Raw genomic sequence first — 15,542 nt, 5'->3', positions numbered from 1 at the left:
GGATCCTTACTTGGTCTTCGGCGCGAGCGCCTTGGCGGCGAACGTGGCGAGGACATTCGCCAACGCGATGATGATTATGAGGGTCAGGGCGGCGCCCCAGATTCGATACTGGCCGGCCTCCGTGGGGTTCGACAGCTGGTTGTAGATCAGCAACGGAAGAGACGCCATGTTGCCTTCGAACAGGTCGTAGTTGTAGCGCGCGGTGTAGCCGACGAGGATCAGCACGGGTGCGGTCTCACCCATGACACGGGCGATGGCGAGAAAGATGCCCGAGATCATGCCCGACAGTGCCGTGGGCACCACGATGCTCACGATGGTCTTCCACTTCGGCACACCGAGCGCGTATGAGGCCTCGCGGAGTTCGTCCGGGACGAGCTTGAGCATCTCCTCGGTGGACCGGACAACGAGCGGGATCATGAGCAGCACGAGCGCCAGACTCACGGCAAAGGCGCTGAGGCCGAGCTGGAACGTGGTGACCCACACTCCGAAGATGAAGATCGCGGCCACGACGGACGGGACACCGGCCAGGACGTCCACCATGAACGTGGTGGGCTTGGACAGCCGGGAGTCTGGGTACTCGACAAGCATGACGCCCGCGGCGACACCGAGCGGGATCGAGATGACCGCCGCGATGAGGGCCTGGACGAGGCTGCCGTAGATGGCGTGTCCGACGCCGCCCGCCATCGTGGACGGAGACACCAGGTGCAGGGAATTGGTCCACCAGGTCGCGGAGAGGATCGCTGGCAGACCGGCGGAGATGACCTTGTAGAGCAGGGCGACCAGTGGGATCACAGCGAGGATGAAGCAGGCAGTGAAGACGATGGTCGCAAGCTTGTTTTTGAACTTGCGGCTAGCGGCGACGGGGAGAAAGGTCTCCGCCGGCTTGGCCGGCTTCGCCAGGTCCGGAGTCGGGGTCGGGGTTACAGAGGACATCAGCCGTTGACCTTTCCGCCGGACACAGACCGTGCGATGAGGTTGACGATGAACGTGAGAATGAAGAGCACCAGGCCCGCGGCGATGTAGGCGCCGGTCGGGAGCGGATGGTTGAACTCTGCGGAGGCAGAGGCGATCTTGGCGGCGAACGTGAAACCGCCGTCGAAGAGCGACAGGGTCCCGGGGGAGCTCGCAGCGCGCAGGATGATCAGGACCGCCACGGTTTCCCCCAAGGCGCGGCCCAGCGCCAACATCGAACCCGCGACCATGCCCGACTTGGCGTAGGGGAAGCACGTCATCCGGATCTTCTCCCACTTGGTGGCGCCGAGCGCGAGCGCGGCCTCCTGGTGCAACGGTGGGGTTTGCCGAATGGTTTCGCGGGCCATCGAGGTGATGATCGGCAGGATCATGATGGCCAGGACCACGCCGGCGGTGAAGATCGTGCCGCCACCGGCGATCGAGACGTTGCCGTCGCTGAACAGAAAGACCCACCCGAGGTTCTCGTTGAGCCAGGTGGCGAACGGGACCATCCACGGCCCGAGGACCAACAGGCCCCACATGCCGTAGATGATCGACGGAACCGCGGCCAAAAGATCGATGACCGCGGAGAAGGCGCGGGACAGCCGGGCCGGCGCGTACTGCACCAGGTATGTGGCGATGCCGATCGCGACCGGGACCGCCAGCGCGAGCGCGAAAAGCGAGCTCAGCACGGTCACCTTGAGCATGTCGAGGATGCCGAAACGCAGATTGTCCGGGTCCGAGGTGTTCCACTCGGACGCGGTCAGGAAGTTGATCTGGTTCGCCTGCAGCGAAGGCACGGCCTGCGCCACCAGGACGACGCCGATCAGGGCGATCAGGGCCACGATCGTGCCACCGGCTGCCACGGTGACGCTGCGGAAGACGGCATCCGTCGTTCTGGAGGTCTTCATCCCGAGGAGGTCGCCCCTGTCGCCCGATCCCGGTCCGGTGGCGGTGCCGTCGGGGTTGCCGGCGGCATTCGAGTCGGCGTCGCGGTCGACGGATTCGTGAACAGTCATAGGACCTTCAGTCGCTCGGGGTCGTCATGCGGGGGTGCTACGGGCACGTCCCGGCGGAGGCGCGGGCGGGCTGATGAGTTCACCGGATCAGGAGATCGCGGCGATCGCGTCAGTCAGCTTGCCACGGAACGCGTCGGGGACCGGAATGTATCCCTCGTCCTCGAGCTGGGCCTGGACCTCCTCGGATACCGCCACGCTGAGGAAGGAACGCACGGCAGCTGCCGTGTCCGGATCGTCGTATGTCGAGCACACGATCTCGTAGGTCGGCATGAGGAGGGGATACGCACCTGCGGACTCGGGGACGTAGAACGAGGAGGTGTCGATGGCCAGGTCGTTCGAGCCCTCCTCCTTCAACTTCGCGGAATCGATGGTCGCACCGGCGGTCTCCGCGTTGAGCTCCACGCCCTCCGCGTCGGCCGGAGTGATGATGTTGACCATGCCGAGGCCCTGACTTGTGGCGTACGACCACTCGGTGTAGCCGATGGTGCCCGGGGTCTGGGCGACGGCGCCGGAGACGCCCTCGTTACCCTTCGCACCCTCGCCGACGCCACCTGCGAAGATCTTGCCCACGCCTTCGGCCCACGCTCCGTCGGACGCGTCCTCGAGATACTTCTGGAAGTTGTCGGTGGTGCCCGATTCGTCCGAGCGGAAGATCACCGTGATGTCCTGCGCTGGCAGATCTACGCCGTCGTTCTCGGCGGCGATCGCAGGGTCGTTCCAGGTCGTGATCCCACCGTTGAAGATCTCGGCGACGGTCGCACCGGAGAGCGCCACGTCCACGCCGTCCAGGTTGTAGGCAACGGCGATCGGTCCGAATACGGCGGGGAGGTTCCACGCCGGGCCCGCGCACCGCTTTTCGGCCTGCGTGTATTCGTTGTCTTTGAGCGGTGAGTCGGAGCCGCCGAAGTCGGTTTGACCACCGATGAACTCCTTGACTCCGGAGCCGGAGCCGTTGGAGTTGTAATCGAGGGTCTTGCCATCGCAACTCACCGTGTAGGAATTGGCGAAAATCGTCATGGCGTTGTTCTGCGACGAGGCACCCGAGGCGTTGAGCGCGGGTTCACCCTCGCATTCGATGCCCTCGACATATTGGGCCGAATTCGCTGATGAGCCGTTGTCGTCAGAGCAGGCGGCCAAACCGACCGTCGTCAGCGTGGCGAGCCCGAGCAGGGCACCGGAGCGCTTGAGGGACACAAATCTCCTTGGTTTGTCCGGCGAGCTTTCACCGGGGCAAGTTCTTTGCGCTTACGTCGCAAGACCGGGCGACACCTGCGGCCCGATGTGGAGAACCTAAGGCTCCGATGTGAACGCTCCCGCGAAGCTGGGTGAACGCCAGATGAACTTGCAGTACAGGCCAGTTCGGGCGACTCAGCGCCAGCCGGCCGCGGCACCCCCGCCGGGGTAATGGCGGGGGTGCCGCCTGCACAGGCCGCCACTCACCTTCCGGCAGCGTAGGTCACATCGCGGTGTTCGACCTCGAACCCGAGTTTCTCGTAGGTACGAACGGCCGGGTGGTTGTCGCCCTCCACGTAGAGGACCACCGACCCGGCCCCCACCGGGCCTTCCAGGTGCGCCACACCCATCGCCGTGAGCAACCCACCGAGACCGCGCCCCTGGTCGGCCGGGTCGACCGCCACCACGTAGACCTCGCCCTCCACAGGCTGCCCTGGCTCGCTGACGGTCTTGGTCCAGTGGAACCCCGCCAGCCGGGACTCGGCGCCGGTGGTGTCGACGGCGAGGAATATCGCGCGGGTGTCGACCCAGTCCACCGCTAGCCGCTCATCGAGCTGGGCCCGGGTCCACCCGCCCTGTTCGGGATGCCAGTGGAACGCCGCGTTGTTGACACGCAGGAACTCGGCCCGCGCATCCAACGACGGCCATCGGGAGCCGCCCTCCGAGGTGGCATCGGCGAGAGTGCCGGTCTCGATACCCGGTGCCGGGTCAGCCTGCGGCAGACGCGGTGCGTCCGCGGTCCGCCGACGCATCTTGAGCAGCTCGCGGGTCCGGGCCAGGCTGAGCTTCTCCGCGAGCGCCTCGGCCGCAGGGAGGTCACCGTGGGCCCAGACCGCAGCGTCGGGTGCACGATCGAAGATCGCGCGCACGAGGTCGGAGCCGTTCCCACGACGTCGATGATCGGGATGGACGGCCAGTTCTGCGGTGGCACTCTTGCCCGTCCCGCTCACCTGGGCGTAGCCGACGACGCGCGTCGTGTTCGCCGCGCCGCCGGGCCCGGCCGCGCGGTCTGACTCCTCGACGACGAGGTGGCGCACGCCCGGCTCCGCGGTCACCCGGAGTGCCCGCAGGGGCTGCTCCCCCAGGGGCGCCACCCCGTCGACCGACTCCACCGCGGCGACGAGCTCATCGATCCGGTCCGCGGTCACTGTGTCCACTGCGCGCTCGACGACGGTCATGCGTCCCCTCCCTCTTCCCTGCGGTCCGTGGGTCGGACCGCTTTGTACCCGACGTTACGGACAGTGCCGATGAGGGACTCGTGGTCCGGCCCCAACTTGGCACGCAGGCGCCGTACATGCACGTCGACGGTGCGGGTCCCACCGAAGAAGTCGTAGCCCCAGACCTCCTGCAGGAGGTGGGCGCGGGAGAACACACGTCCGGGGTGCTGACACAGATGTTTGAGGAGTTCGAACTCCTTGTAGGTCAGGTCCAGGGGCCGCCCGCGGACCCGGGCGACATAGGTCTCCTCGTCGATCACGAGTTCACCGACTGTGATCACCGCGTCCGCGTCGCCCTGTGAGGAATGCCTGGCCGCGGACAACCGGAGGCGCGCGTCAACCTCCGCTGGACCCGTCGTGGGGAGGAACACGTCGTCGATCCCCCAATCGCCGCTGACCGCGATGAGTCCACCCTCCGAGACCACGGCGATCACGGCCATGTTCGCGGTCCCCGACAGCAGCCGACACAGTGCCCGCGACGCGGCGAGGTCGCTCCGCGCGTCGACCAGCGCCACGGCCTCGCCGGACAGGCACCCGACGGACGACGCCGAGGGAGGGAGTATCCGGACCGAATGCGCCAACAGGGAAAGCGCCGGGGCCACTGTCTCCGGATCAGGTTCCACAGTGAGGAGCACCACGTCCATGTCGGCTCCTTTCCACTCGGGGAACCAGACGATACTAGCGAGACGTACCCCCGAAACCGGCAATGGAGTAGACCTGAATCCCATGAGAATCCCCCGTAGTGCCGTCGCCGTGGCCGCCACGGCGGCGGTCGCTGCAGGCGTCGCATTCACTGTCGACTCCGTGGCCATCTCGCAGACGGAGGCAGAGATCTCGAGCCGGATCGCTTCTGGCTCGGAGGGGGCGAGCACCCCCGCGGTCTCGATCGGCGGGGCACCCACCTCCCGGTGGTCGGGTCCGGACACCCTTGGTTCCGTGTCCGTGCGGGTGGAGGGTGTCGAACGCCCCGGGCTCGGCCCTGTCGCGGTCGAGGTGGATGCCACCGATCTTCGGCTTCCCGAGGACCCCCTAGAGGGCATGACGGCGCGGTCGAACACCGTCTCGGTGCAGATCACCGGAGACTCTCTCGGTCCCGCCCTGGGGATGCGAGACGTACTCGTCGCGGCCGCCGACGACCCGAGCCTCGCCGGAGGGATCGAACATCGGGCCCGCGTGACAGGGACCCTCGTGGGATCCGACATCCGTGTCTCGGCGTTCGTCGACCTCGTCGTCGACGCCCGTGGCGCCCACCTCACCCCGGTCGCACCAGCGACCGGACCCGCAGGCCTGCCGGACCAGAACGGAGATCTGGCCCTTCGTCGTACCGCCCTGACGCTGGACCCTGATGTCCTCCCGCTGGGAGTCAGCGTGGACACCCTCACCGTCAGGGGCGGCGGCATCACCGCCACCGGGACCGGCGGACCCGGTACCGCGCCGCTCGACGACCTCGCGCGGGCCGACCACTAGACTCGCCACCATGAGTCGCGACGACGTACTGGTCAGCACCCGCTGGGCCGAATCGCGCCTGGCCGACGACTCGGTGGTCTTCCTCGAGGTCGACGAGGACGTGACGGCCTATCACACCGACGGTCACATCCCCGGTGCCGTCGCGCTGAACTGGCGGACAGACCTGCAGCAGCCGTTCGTCCGCGACCTCGTCGATCGCGAGCGCTTCGGCGAACTGATGTCGCAACTGGGCATCACCCGGGAGCACACCGTGGTGGTCTACGGCGGCAATCACAACTGGTTCGCCGCCTACGCCTACTGGTACCTCCGTCTCTACCGACACCCGGATGTGCGGCTACTCGACGGTGGACGTATGCGCTGGGAGCGCGACGGGCTCCCCCTGGACACCGACGTACCGCAACGCCCCGCCACGGACTACGCGGCCGAGCCGCAGGACCTGTCGATACGGGCGTTCCGGGACGATGTGCTCGCCGGCCTGGGCACCGATGCCCTGGTGGACGTCCGCTCGGTGGACGAGTACACGGGCCGCCTCACCGCACCGGCCGGGCTCCCACAGGAGGGCGGGCGTCAGCGGGGGCACATCCCCGGCGCCGTGAGCATCCCGTGGAACCGGGCCGTGACCCGTGACGGCACCTTCCGGCCCGACTCCGAACTCCGCAAGATCTACGCCGACCTCCTGGGCGACTGCGGTCGCCGTGTGGTGGCCTACTGCCGAATCGGGGAACGCTCGAGCCACACGTGGTTCGTCCTCCACGAGCTCCTCGGCCAGCCTGACGTCGTGAACTACGACGGCAGCTGGGTGGAGTACGGATCACTCATCGGTGTCCCCGTCGAGAGATGACGCCGGGAGCGGTCCCGCATCGGCGACCGACTCGCTAACCTCGCAGGTATGTCTCTGATCTCGCGCGCGCTCAGCATGGCAGGACGGGCCTCCGTGGTGGCTGTCGGTGCCTCGGTCGCTTCCACCGTCCTCGTGGGTCTCGACCAGCGCCGTGGCGCCACCCCTGCCGTCCCGGACCACCCCGGCCCCTACTCCCCTGAGGAGCGGAAGGACGCCGTCCGGATGTACATCACCGCCCTGACGGTCCCCGCGGCCGCGTTCCGGGTTCCGTTCGCCGCCGACTGCACCAGACGCGAGAACGGATTGAAGACCGGGTTCAGCGCGAACCAACTCCGGTGGGACCTTCACCTGCATCTGCAGTACGCGGCGATCCGGGAGATCCGCGATATCGAGCTCACCGTCGACCCACCAGGCCGGGAGGGCGTGGTGCACGCTGAGTTCACTCTCGTGACCGTGCTCGGGCTCAGGGCGACGGTCAGTGAGGACTTCGTGGTCCCGGCGGAGGACTGCCTCATCCACTCGATCGACGCCCAGATCTCACTGGGCTGACACTTCGGGGTTAGGATTAGGCCATGGTGCTCTTCTTCGAGATCCTCCTTGTCCTCTGCACACTGGCCATCCTGTGGGCCACTTGCTACATCGCGTACCGCACGGTCACCAACGAGTCGTGACGGGCGAGCACAACATCGGCTCAGGCGACCCCACTCCGCCCGCCCCCGGGGGTGCGGGCGGCGAATCGGTGGTTCCCGGATCCGGCAACGCTGCCGTCGATGCCGCAGCCAAGCGCTCCCAGGAGACCAGCGGTCGCAACATCACTCCGTTCTCTGACCTGCCGGTCCCGGAGGACACCGCAAACCTCCGGTTCGGTCCCGACCTGCACCCCGGGTTGCTCGCCCTATTGCCCCTTGTCGGGGTCTGGGAAGGCGAGGGCGAGGCTGACACCGAGGAACGTGGTCAGCACCGGTTCGGGCAGCAGGTCGTGGTCTCTCACGACGGCGCCAACTACCTGAGTTGGACCTCGCGCGCCTGGACTTACGACACGGGCGGCGCGGTGGACGAGGGCAGTTACCGCGAGTCGGGGTTCTGGCGCATCTCGGAGGACGACCAACTCGAATTCCTCGTGGCTCACGCCTCGGGTGTCATCGAGATGTACTACGGGGCGCCCATCACGCAATCCGCGTGGGAAATGGCCACGGACGTGGTTCTGGCCTCCCCCACCGGCCCCAAGCGTGGAGGAGCCAAGCGCATCTACGGGATCGTCGAGGGCGGTGACCTCGGCTGGGTCGAGGAGCGGGTCCAACCCGACAAGGGCCTGGTCCCACACATGTCTGCGCGGCTGCACCGGGTCGCCGGCTGATCCTCGATCCGAGGGATCCAACCGCGCCCTCCGCGAAGTCAGGCCCGGCCCACGGCCCTGTCCACGAGATCCGCGACGTTGACCCCCGGATCACCTGCCGACAACCCGACGTCGTCGATCCGTCGGACTCGTGCACACAGGGTGACCGACGACAGTAGCCATACCCCGTCGGCCGCAAGGAGGTCGGTGAGCAGTAGCCGCTCGCGACGCACCTGCACAGACGTGGCTTCCGCCACCTCCGCCATGGCACCGAGCGTGGTCCCCTCGAGGATCCCGATCGCGGCCGGCGGGCTGATCAGTTCACCCTGACGTGCGATCACCACCGTTGAGCGCGGCCCCTCCAGCACCTCGCCGTCCGAGGACAGGTAGATCACGTCATCGAACCCGCCGGCGGCAGCGTGACGCAGGGCGGCCATATTGGTCGCGTAGGACAGGGTCTTGGACCCGAGCAGCATCCACGGCGCAGAGTCGGCGACATCTGACGCGAAACCCCGGTTCAGCGCTGTCACCGCGATCCCGTCGGCGCGCGCCCGCAGGGCGGCATCGCTGACCGGCGCGACGGTGATGTACGCGGTCGCGTCGCCACCGCGTTCCGGGCCGCGGGAAAGCACGAGCCTGAGCATCGCCTCGGAATCCGGTCCCCATTCCCGTGCCGCGAGCTCGATGCCCTCCCGCCATCGAACGGGGGTCGGCCCCGTCAGCCCCAAGGCGGCCGAGGAGCGCTCCAGCCGCGCCAGATGGCGCTCCGGCTTGGCCGGACGACCACCGACCACGAGAAGAGTCTCAAAACACCCGTCCCCGCGGACGGCTGCGAGGTCATCAGCCAACAACAGTGGCTCGTCCGCCGGGTGCACGCGGGGTCGCGACCCCTCCGGCCCCCCGGAGACCAGTACGACGACCCGCGCGTCCTTCTGCCGTTCCCTACCCATACCTGCTGCAGTGCCCATGGCGGCAACACTACGGCTGGAAACGTAGACTCGCGATCGTGACCGACCCAGCTGTGCCCGACAGGACTAACAGCGGCTATCGCAGCCCGATCCTGACCCGACCCGGCGCGGTGGACTCGGCCGGCCCCACCCTCGACGCCGGGGTCCCGTTTCATTACGGGGACCCGTTCGGGGAGCAGCGTGCCGCCGATCGCGGACCCGTCATCGTTGACCGGTCCCACCGGGATGTACTCACCATCGGAGGTGGCGAACGCCTGACCTGGCTCGAGGGCTTCGTGTCCCAGCACGTGTCAGAACTCCCCGACGGCGGCGGCGCCGAAACCCTCGTGCTGGACGCCAACGGGCGGATCGAGCACCACGCGGTGCTCTCCGATATCGACTCCACGCTCATCATGGACACCGAACCCGGTCGGGGTGCGGATCTGCTGCAGTTCCTCACCAAGATGGTCTTCTGGGCGGACGCCTCGCCTGCGGCCGCGGACCTGGCGGTCCTCACCCTCGCCGGCACCGCTCTACCGCGCACACTCACCGCACCGGACGGCACCGAGGTCGAACTGCCGGTCGGCGACTACGCCGGGATTGCCCTGCCCGGCGGCGGCATCGCACGGCGGATGCCGTGGCCGGCGGACGGTTCCGTCGACCTCATCGTCCCCCGTGCGCGGTTGAGCGCCTGGTTCGACACGGTCGTGGCGGCGGGCGCGCGGCCCGCGGGGTCCTGGGCGTTCGAGGCCCTGCGCGCCGCAGGCACGACCCCGCTCCGCGGACGGCTGGGACTGGACACTGACGAAAAGACGATCCCGCACGAGGTGCCCACCTGGATCGGCGCGGTGGCCGAGCACGGGGCCGTGCACCTGGAGAAGGGGTGCTATCGCGGCCAGGAGACGGTCTCCCGCGTGCACAACCTCGGGCGCTCACCCCGGGTCCTGGTCCGGCTCCAACTCGACGGCTCGGGCGGCGACGAACTGCCGGCGACGGGGGCCGAGGTCCGCGCGGGAGGCCGCACCGTGGGCCGGGTGGGCACCGTCGTCCAACACCATGAGGACGGCCCGGTGGCATTGGCGCTGCTCAAGCGGAACGTCTCCGCCGACACTGAACTCGAGATCGGCGGGACCTCCGCGGCCATTGATCCCGACTCTGTACCGGGAGACTCCGGCCTCCAGGCGGGGCGGGAGGCCATCCGCCGACTGCGCGGCCAGGCGTAAAACCGCACCGATCGCCAACCCCGGAAAGGCGCAGGAGTGGCTCCGGCGGGCACCCGAGCGGACATTCCGCGCCGGGCACGCTATCCTGTGGGCAGGCAGATACTCACACTTGCGATGGGCACCCCCGAGGTGGCCCAGCACCGTTTCCGAGGGGGTCAGGTCAATGGGCCGAGGCCGCGCGAAGGCGAAGCAGACCAAGGTCGCTCGCGAATTGAAGTACAACACTCCGCAGACGGATCTAGAACGTCTTCAGCAGGAGTTGTCGGGTGGGGGATCCTCCACCCGACTCAGCACCGAGGAGGACGACGACCCATACGGGCCGTGGTCCGACGGCGATAGCAGGTACTGACTGCCGACAACTGGCACTGACACGTGTGGGCCGGGCATCCAGCACGGATGCCCGGCCCACCTGTGTCGCAGGTGGGCCGGCGAGCGGATTGGCGCCGGTCGCCTCGCTGCGGTCCTGCGCTGGCCGAAGAAACGACCGGATAGCGGAGACGACCCGGCCGGACATTCCCAACCGGGTCGTTCACTCGTCCGTGGCGCGATCAAAAGCGCGCGTGTGAGCCCTCCAGGATGACGCGCGGGGCATCGGCGTCCTCGCCGGACTTCTCCACGTGTCCGATCACCCAGTTGTCCACGTGCCGGGCGGTGAGGACCGCCTGCGCCCGGTCCAGATCCTCTGCGGGCAGGACCGCGACCATGCCCACGCCCATGTTGAACGTGCGCTCCATCTCTGCCTGCTCCACGCGGCCGTGGTGGGCGATGGTGCCGAAGACAGCCGGTACGGACCAGCGGCCGCGGTCGAGCCGCGCGACGAGTCCGCGAGGCATGACCCGCGACAGGTTCTCCGCCAGTCCGCCACCGGTGACGTGGCTGAACACGCGGACATCCGTCTCAGCAATCAGGCTGAGGCAGTCGAGCGCGTAGATGCGGGTGGGCTCGAGGAGCTCTTCGCCCAACGTCCGGCCGAACTCTTCGACGTGCCCCTCGAGCGGAAGGCGCGCCAGGTCGAGCAGGACGTGCCGTGCGAGCGAGTAACCGTTGGAGTGCAGCCCGGAGGAGGCCATGCCCACGATCACGTCGCCGGGGCGAACGTTGTCCGCCTGGAGTATCTCGTCGGCTTCGACGATGCCGACACCGGTGGCCGAGATGTCGTACTCCCCCGGCGCCATGAGGCCCGGATGCTCAGCCGTCTCCCCGCCCAGGAGAGCGCAACCGGCGCGGACACAGCCCTCGGCGATGCCCTCGACGATACTGGCGACGTGCTCGGGCACGACCTTGCCGATGGCGATGTAGTCCTGTAGGAACAGCGGCTCCGCGCCACAGACCACCAGATCGTCCACGACCATCGCCACCAGGTCGATGCCCACGGTGTTGTGAACGTCCATGGCCTGTGCCACGGCGATTTTGGTGCCCACACCGTCGGTCGACGACGCAAGAAGCGGCTGGCGGTAGGAGTTCTTCAACGAGAACAGTCCGGCGAAACCGCCGAGGCCGCCCATCACCTCCGGCCTGGTCGCACGCTTGGCGTGGGGCGCGAACAGTTCGATAGCGCGTTCGCCGGCGTCGATGTCGACACCGGCGGCGGCGTACGACGCGCCGGACGGCAGGTGTGAGTTGTCGGTCATTCTGATTTCTCCTCGTGGGCGCCCGTATCCGGGTTGCCTCGTCAGGGTCGGCGGACTGCGTCCACGGTGTGGTTCGGGGCGGGGTTCTCTGCCGTAGCGGCGGTGGGGGCGGGGTTCTCCGATGCCACTTCGGCCGCCAACGCCCGCACCGTTGCGCTCATGGCCGAGTCGTCCGGGAGCTCGATGGGGTAACGCCCATCGAAGCACGCCGCGCACAGTTCATCACGGCGCTGCCCGCTGGCTTCGATCATCCCGTCGACGGAGACGTAGCCGAGGCTGTCGGCACCGATCGCCCGGCGAACCCCCTCCAGCATCCCATCCGTCACGTCGACGCCGTTGGCGATCAGTTCGGCCGGACTGGCGAAGTCGATGCCGTAGAAGCACGGCCAGCGGACTGGCGGTGAGGCGATGCGGACGTGCACCTCGAGAGCGCCGGCCTCACGGAGCATCCGGATCAGGGCCCGCTGCGTGTTGCCCCGGACGATTGAGTCGTCCACCACAACCAGCTTCTGCCCCCGGATTACCTCGCGAAGCGGGTTCAGCTTGAGGCGGATGCCCAGCTGACGGATGGTCTGGCTTGGCTGGATGAATGTTCGCCCCACGTAGGCGTTCTTGGTGAGACCCTGGGCGAATGGGATTCCCGAGCCCTGGGCGTACCCGACCGCGGCCGGGGTCCCGGACTCCGGCACCGGGATCACCAGGTCGCCGTCGACCGGGTGCTCGGCGGCCAGTCGACGACCGATGTCCACCCGCGCCGAATTGACCAACCGCTGGTTGATCACCGAGTCGGGCCGGGCCAGATACACGTACTCGAACACGCAGGTCTTGGGAGTGGCCTCAGCGAATCTGCGGGACCGCACACCGTTCGCGTCGATCGCGATGAGCTCACCCGGCTCGATGTCCCGCACGAACGACGCACCCACGATGTCCAACGCGGAGGTCTCGGAGGAGACCACCCAGCCCCGCTCGAGACGGCCCAGCGCCAGCGGCCGGACCCCGTGCGGATCGCGGGCCGCGTACAGCGTGTTCTCGTCGGAGAAGGTCAAGCAATAGGCGCCACGCAGCTTCGGAAGAAGGCGCGCGGCAGCTTCCTCGAGGCCACCGTCGAGAGCCTCGTGGGCGAGAAGGGTGGTGATGATGTCAGAGTCCGAATGCGTGCTCTCCCCCCGGTATCCGCGGATACCGAGTGACGAGGCGTGACGCTTGAGCTCGTGGGTGTTGACCAGGTTGCCGTTGTGGCCCAACACCACGGACCCGCCATCAGTGGTGGGCCGGAACATGGGCTGGGCGTTATCCCAGGTCGCTGCTCCGGTCGTGGAGTACCGGCAGTGCCCGATCGCCACGTGCCCGTGCATGGACTCGAGCGTCTGCTCGTCGAAGACCTGACTCACCAGGCCCAGGTCCTTATAGACCAGAACCTTCTCGCCGTCCGCCACCGCGATCCCGGCGGCCTCCTGGCCCCGGTGCTGCAGCGCGTACAGGCCGTAATAGGTGAGCTTGGCAACATCCTCGCCCGGGGCCCAGACCCCGAAGACGCCGCACTCCTCAACCGGGCCGATCCGCTCGGCATCGACCGGGAGTCCGGCCGGGCCGGGGACGGAGGGATCGGGAAGACCGAGTCCGACGGAGGTGCTGCCCCCGGTACTGCGAAGGGAACCGGGCCGTGCCGGTCGTGACGATGTGCTCTCCACGTGCTGGTGCTCCCTCGCGACTTCTGGGGCGGTCCGCACGGACGGACCCGGGCGGCGCTAACACGAGTCTACGTTCCCCCGCCCCCATGGCCCCAAGTCCGCGTGGTGAGGATCACCGGTAGGCCGGCCGCGACAGCACCAGCACGGGTCCCCGAGGCCGTCACTCTGCCTTCTGCGACCGCGACATCCCAGGTGAGACGGCCTGTGGCCAACTGCAACCAGGTGCGCGGGTCCGTCTCCACGACGTTCGGGGGGCTACCCCGGGTGTGCCTCGGGCCCTCGACACACTGCGCGGCCGCGAAGGGCGGAACACGGATCTCGACCGAGCGCCCCGGCAATTCGGCCGCCAGGACCTCGACCGTCCCCCTGACCGCCGCGGCCAGTGCGGGCCGTCCCGGCTTCGAAAACTCGTCGCCGTCGTCGAGCCATGGGGTCACCACCTCGACCGCCGCACGGACGGCCTCGACGTTCGGCCCGCGGCTCACCGGGGACTGCCCACGGGGCCACGCCGACGAGACCGGCGCTCCCACGCCGTCCGGCGGCTCCAGGTGCGCGTCTCCTGGCTGGTGAGCAGAAGAAGGATCAACACGTTGACAGCCAACACCAGGTAGCCCCCCAGTACCGTCCCCACCCCGGCGTCGGTCGTCACGCGCCCCGACTCGGCGGACACCGTGCTCACCACGGTCAGCGCGAGCAACCACACCCGCGGTCGGGCGAAGCCCCGGTAGGTCAGGAGCGCCAGGACCCCCATCGCGCCATAGACCGCGGCGAAGAAGACCGCCAGTGCCAGGATCACCGGCACCACCTCCGATTGGTCGAGCCCGGCGAACTCCTCCAGTCCCTGCCCGTTCAGGAGGTCCAGCACCGCCAGGACCGCCAGCGCGAGCACACTCGCCGCCACCAGCGCGCAGCCTGCCGTCAGCGCGGCGGGCCTAGGTAGGTGCCCCGGGACCGGGGCCATATCGTCCACGGGCCGGTCCCGGTCCCCCGACGCGACGCCGCCCTCTGCCATCGGGTCGTCGTAACCCCGTGCCGCCCGGGTTACGCCGGAGGGCAGGTCGGCAACCGTCGCGGGCCCCACCGGGACCGCTCCCAGATGCAGGACCGGAAGGTTGCCGTCGGTGCGGATCGCGTCCCCGCCGCCATTCCGCGAGTGATAACCGGTCGAGAAGTTTTCGAGCACCCGGACGCCTGCCGAAGGCACGTGGTAGAGGATCGATCCGACGATGTAGTCGCGCTCCACGTCGATGTCCGCGTCGATCTTGTGAGTGACCTGAAGTGTGAACAACGACAGGCCCACCGCCCGGTCATAGGTGCCCGCTCCGAGCCACTGGACACGGTGACCGCCGGGCAGCAGCCAGCCGTCCGGGCACCGCCAGAAGCGCACATGATGACGCTGTGCCGCGTTGCCCTCGACCTCCTGCTGGTAGGCCAGGCACTGCCTGCGACCAAAGATGCGTAGTGGACTCACGGGGGCTGCCGGGTACGAGCGGCGGAACACCGACGACGCCACGATCCCCCACGAGGACCGCACCGTGATGTCGTCCGCAAGCACCCAACCACACGCGGTCATGGCCTCATGGATCTGACGCGCTGTCCCGTCCACCGCCAGATTGACCGGGTCGCCCAGCAACCCGTCGGAGGTGCGGGTTCGCGCGATGAAGTAAGCGGGCACGTAAATCGAGGTCAGAAGCATTTGCAGTCTCGGCAGAACCAGGTACGCCACCAGTGCCCAGAACGGGATTAACAGGAAAAGGTGCCACCAGTCGTGCCGCCACACGTCGTCCAGCAGCCGGAAGCCCAACCACCCCGCCGCGACTGTGGCTGCTGCGAAGAACAATGTGTCCACGACCTGCCCCGGCAGCGGTGGGCGTACGTCGTCGTCGCGCACCTTGGATGGCGGGGTGACGTACACAGGAGGACCGACCGGCGCGGCGCGCTCACTGATGGACACATCTTCACGATAGTCGGTGGTCAGCCCACCTG

The 15,542-nt window shown here is 68.2% G+C and carries 16 protein-coding genes; 6 read left to right on the top strand and 10 right to left on the bottom strand.

The genetic code is table 11. The features are described from left to right. Positions 1 to 6 precede the first annotated feature (6 nt). From pstA to ON04_RS04260, 5 genes are all read right to left on the bottom strand, one after another. Positions 7 to 933 carry a phosphate ABC transporter permease PstA gene (gene pstA, locus ON04_RS04280; RefSeq protein ID WP_010540353.1) on the bottom strand — a complete coding sequence of 309 codons (927 nt, stop codon included), beginning with the start codon at positions 931 to 933 and terminating at the stop codon, positions 7 to 9. Next, entirely contained in the window at positions 933 to 1,970 is a 1,038-nt protein-coding gene (gene pstC / locus ON04_RS04275; protein WP_010540352.1) for a phosphate ABC transporter permease subunit PstC, read from the bottom strand. Before pstC ends, pstA begins: the two co-directional genes overlap by 1 nt. Positions 1,971 to 2,057: 87 nt before the next feature. Continuing rightward, complete coding sequence (pstS, locus tag ON04_RS04270; protein ID WP_010540351.1) at positions 2,058 to 3,164, bottom strand: phosphate ABC transporter substrate-binding protein PstS; 1,107 nt, start codon at positions 3,162 to 3,164, stop codon at positions 2,058 to 2,060. Positions 3,165 to 3,406: 242 nt separating this feature from the next. Beyond that, on the bottom strand, positions 3,407 to 4,381 hold the full coding sequence (mshD, locus tag ON04_RS04265; protein ID WP_010540350.1) for a mycothiol synthase: 975 nt from the start codon (positions 4,379 to 4,381) through the stop codon (positions 3,407 to 3,409). Continuing rightward, positions 4,378 to 5,064: a winged helix-turn-helix domain-containing protein gene (locus ON04_RS04260; RefSeq protein WP_010540349.1), complete on the bottom strand. Its 687-nt coding sequence runs from the start codon at positions 5,062 to 5,064 to the stop codon at positions 4,378 to 4,380. Before ON04_RS04260 ends, mshD begins: the two co-directional genes overlap by 4 nt. Before the next feature lie 82 nt (positions 5,065 to 5,146). Between ON04_RS04260 and ON04_RS04255 the strand changes: the two genes are divergently transcribed. The 4 genes from ON04_RS04255 to ON04_RS04235 all read left to right on the top strand — a co-directional run bounded on the left by ON04_RS04255 (position 5,147) and on the right by ON04_RS04235 (position 8,085). Beyond that, a complete protein-coding gene (locus tag ON04_RS04255) occupies positions 5,147 to 5,887 on the top strand; it encodes an LmeA family phospholipid-binding protein (protein WP_010540348.1) in 741 nt (246 codons plus the stop codon). A gap of 10 nt (positions 5,888 to 5,897) precedes the next feature. Further along, the gene (locus tag ON04_RS04250) at positions 5,898 to 6,728 is read left to right on the top strand and encodes a sulfurtransferase (RefSeq protein ID WP_010540347.1); all 831 of its coding nucleotides are present in this window, start codon (positions 5,898 to 5,900) and stop codon (positions 6,726 to 6,728) included. 48 nt (positions 6,729 to 6,776) lie between these two features. Continuing rightward, positions 6,777 to 7,277 carry a DUF8021 domain-containing protein gene (locus tag ON04_RS04245; RefSeq protein ID WP_029457697.1) on the top strand — a complete coding sequence of 167 codons (501 nt, stop codon included), beginning with the start codon at positions 6,777 to 6,779 and terminating at the stop codon, positions 7,275 to 7,277. A 118-nt stretch (positions 7,278 to 7,395) separates the two neighbouring features. Beyond that, a complete protein-coding gene (locus ON04_RS04235) occupies positions 7,396 to 8,085 on the top strand; it encodes a heme-binding beta-barrel domain-containing protein (RefSeq protein ID WP_010540345.1) in 690 nt (229 codons plus the stop codon). Between the two features lie 38 nt (positions 8,086 to 8,123). On the opposite strand, the gene ON04_RS04230 is transcribed toward ON04_RS04235, so the two are convergent. Continuing rightward, positions 8,124 to 9,032, bottom strand: coding sequence for an aminodeoxychorismate lyase (locus ON04_RS04230; protein ID WP_238529227.1), 909 nt, complete (start codon positions 9,030 to 9,032; stop codon positions 8,124 to 8,126). Positions 9,033 to 9,070: 38 nt separating this feature from the next. Between ON04_RS04230 and ygfZ the strand changes: the two genes are divergently transcribed. Together ygfZ and ON04_RS04220 are read left to right on the top strand one after the other, a co-directional pair. Continuing rightward, positions 9,071 to 10,234: a CAF17-like 4Fe-4S cluster assembly/insertion protein YgfZ gene (gene ygfZ, locus ON04_RS04225; RefSeq protein ID WP_010540343.1), complete on the top strand. Its 1,164-nt coding sequence runs from the start codon at positions 9,071 to 9,073 to the stop codon at positions 10,232 to 10,234. A 163-nt stretch (positions 10,235 to 10,397) separates the two neighbouring features. Then, a complete protein-coding gene (locus tag ON04_RS04220; RefSeq protein WP_010540342.1) occupies positions 10,398 to 10,583 on the top strand; it encodes a DUF3073 domain-containing protein in 186 nt (61 codons plus the stop codon). Between the two features lie 199 nt (positions 10,584 to 10,782). Here ON04_RS04220 and purM read toward each other — a convergent pair whose 3' ends face one another. From purM to ON04_RS04200, 4 genes are all read right to left on the bottom strand, one after another. After that, the gene (gene purM / locus ON04_RS04215; protein WP_010540341.1) at positions 10,783 to 11,865 is read right to left on the bottom strand and encodes a phosphoribosylformylglycinamidine cyclo-ligase; all 1,083 of its coding nucleotides are present in this window, start codon (positions 11,863 to 11,865) and stop codon (positions 10,783 to 10,785) included. Between the two features lie 41 nt (positions 11,866 to 11,906). Then, positions 11,907 to 13,556 (bottom strand): amidophosphoribosyltransferase, encoded by a 1,650-nt coding sequence (purF, locus tag ON04_RS04210; RefSeq protein WP_010540340.1) that lies wholly within the window; start codon positions 13,554 to 13,556, stop codon positions 11,907 to 11,909. A gap of 68 nt (positions 13,557 to 13,624) precedes the next feature. Beyond that, positions 13,625 to 14,041, bottom strand: a complete 417-nt coding sequence (locus tag ON04_RS04205; RefSeq protein WP_050815258.1) for a sterol carrier family protein — start codon at positions 14,039 to 14,041, stop codon at positions 13,625 to 13,627. After that, positions 14,038 to 15,510, bottom strand: a complete 1,473-nt coding sequence (locus ON04_RS04200) for an LssY C-terminal domain-containing protein (protein ID WP_010540338.1) — start codon at positions 15,508 to 15,510, stop codon at positions 14,038 to 14,040. Before ON04_RS04200 ends, ON04_RS04205 begins: the two co-directional genes overlap by 4 nt. Positions 15,511 to 15,542: the final 32 nt, after the last annotated feature.

This window comes from Dietzia alimentaria 72 (assembly GCF_000226215.1).
Classification (GTDB): domain Bacteria; phylum Actinomycetota; class Actinomycetes; order Mycobacteriales; family Mycobacteriaceae; genus Dietzia; species Dietzia alimentaria.
The sequence above is the reverse complement of the archived record's forward strand: the minus strand, read 5'-3'. Positions and strand labels throughout refer to the sequence as shown.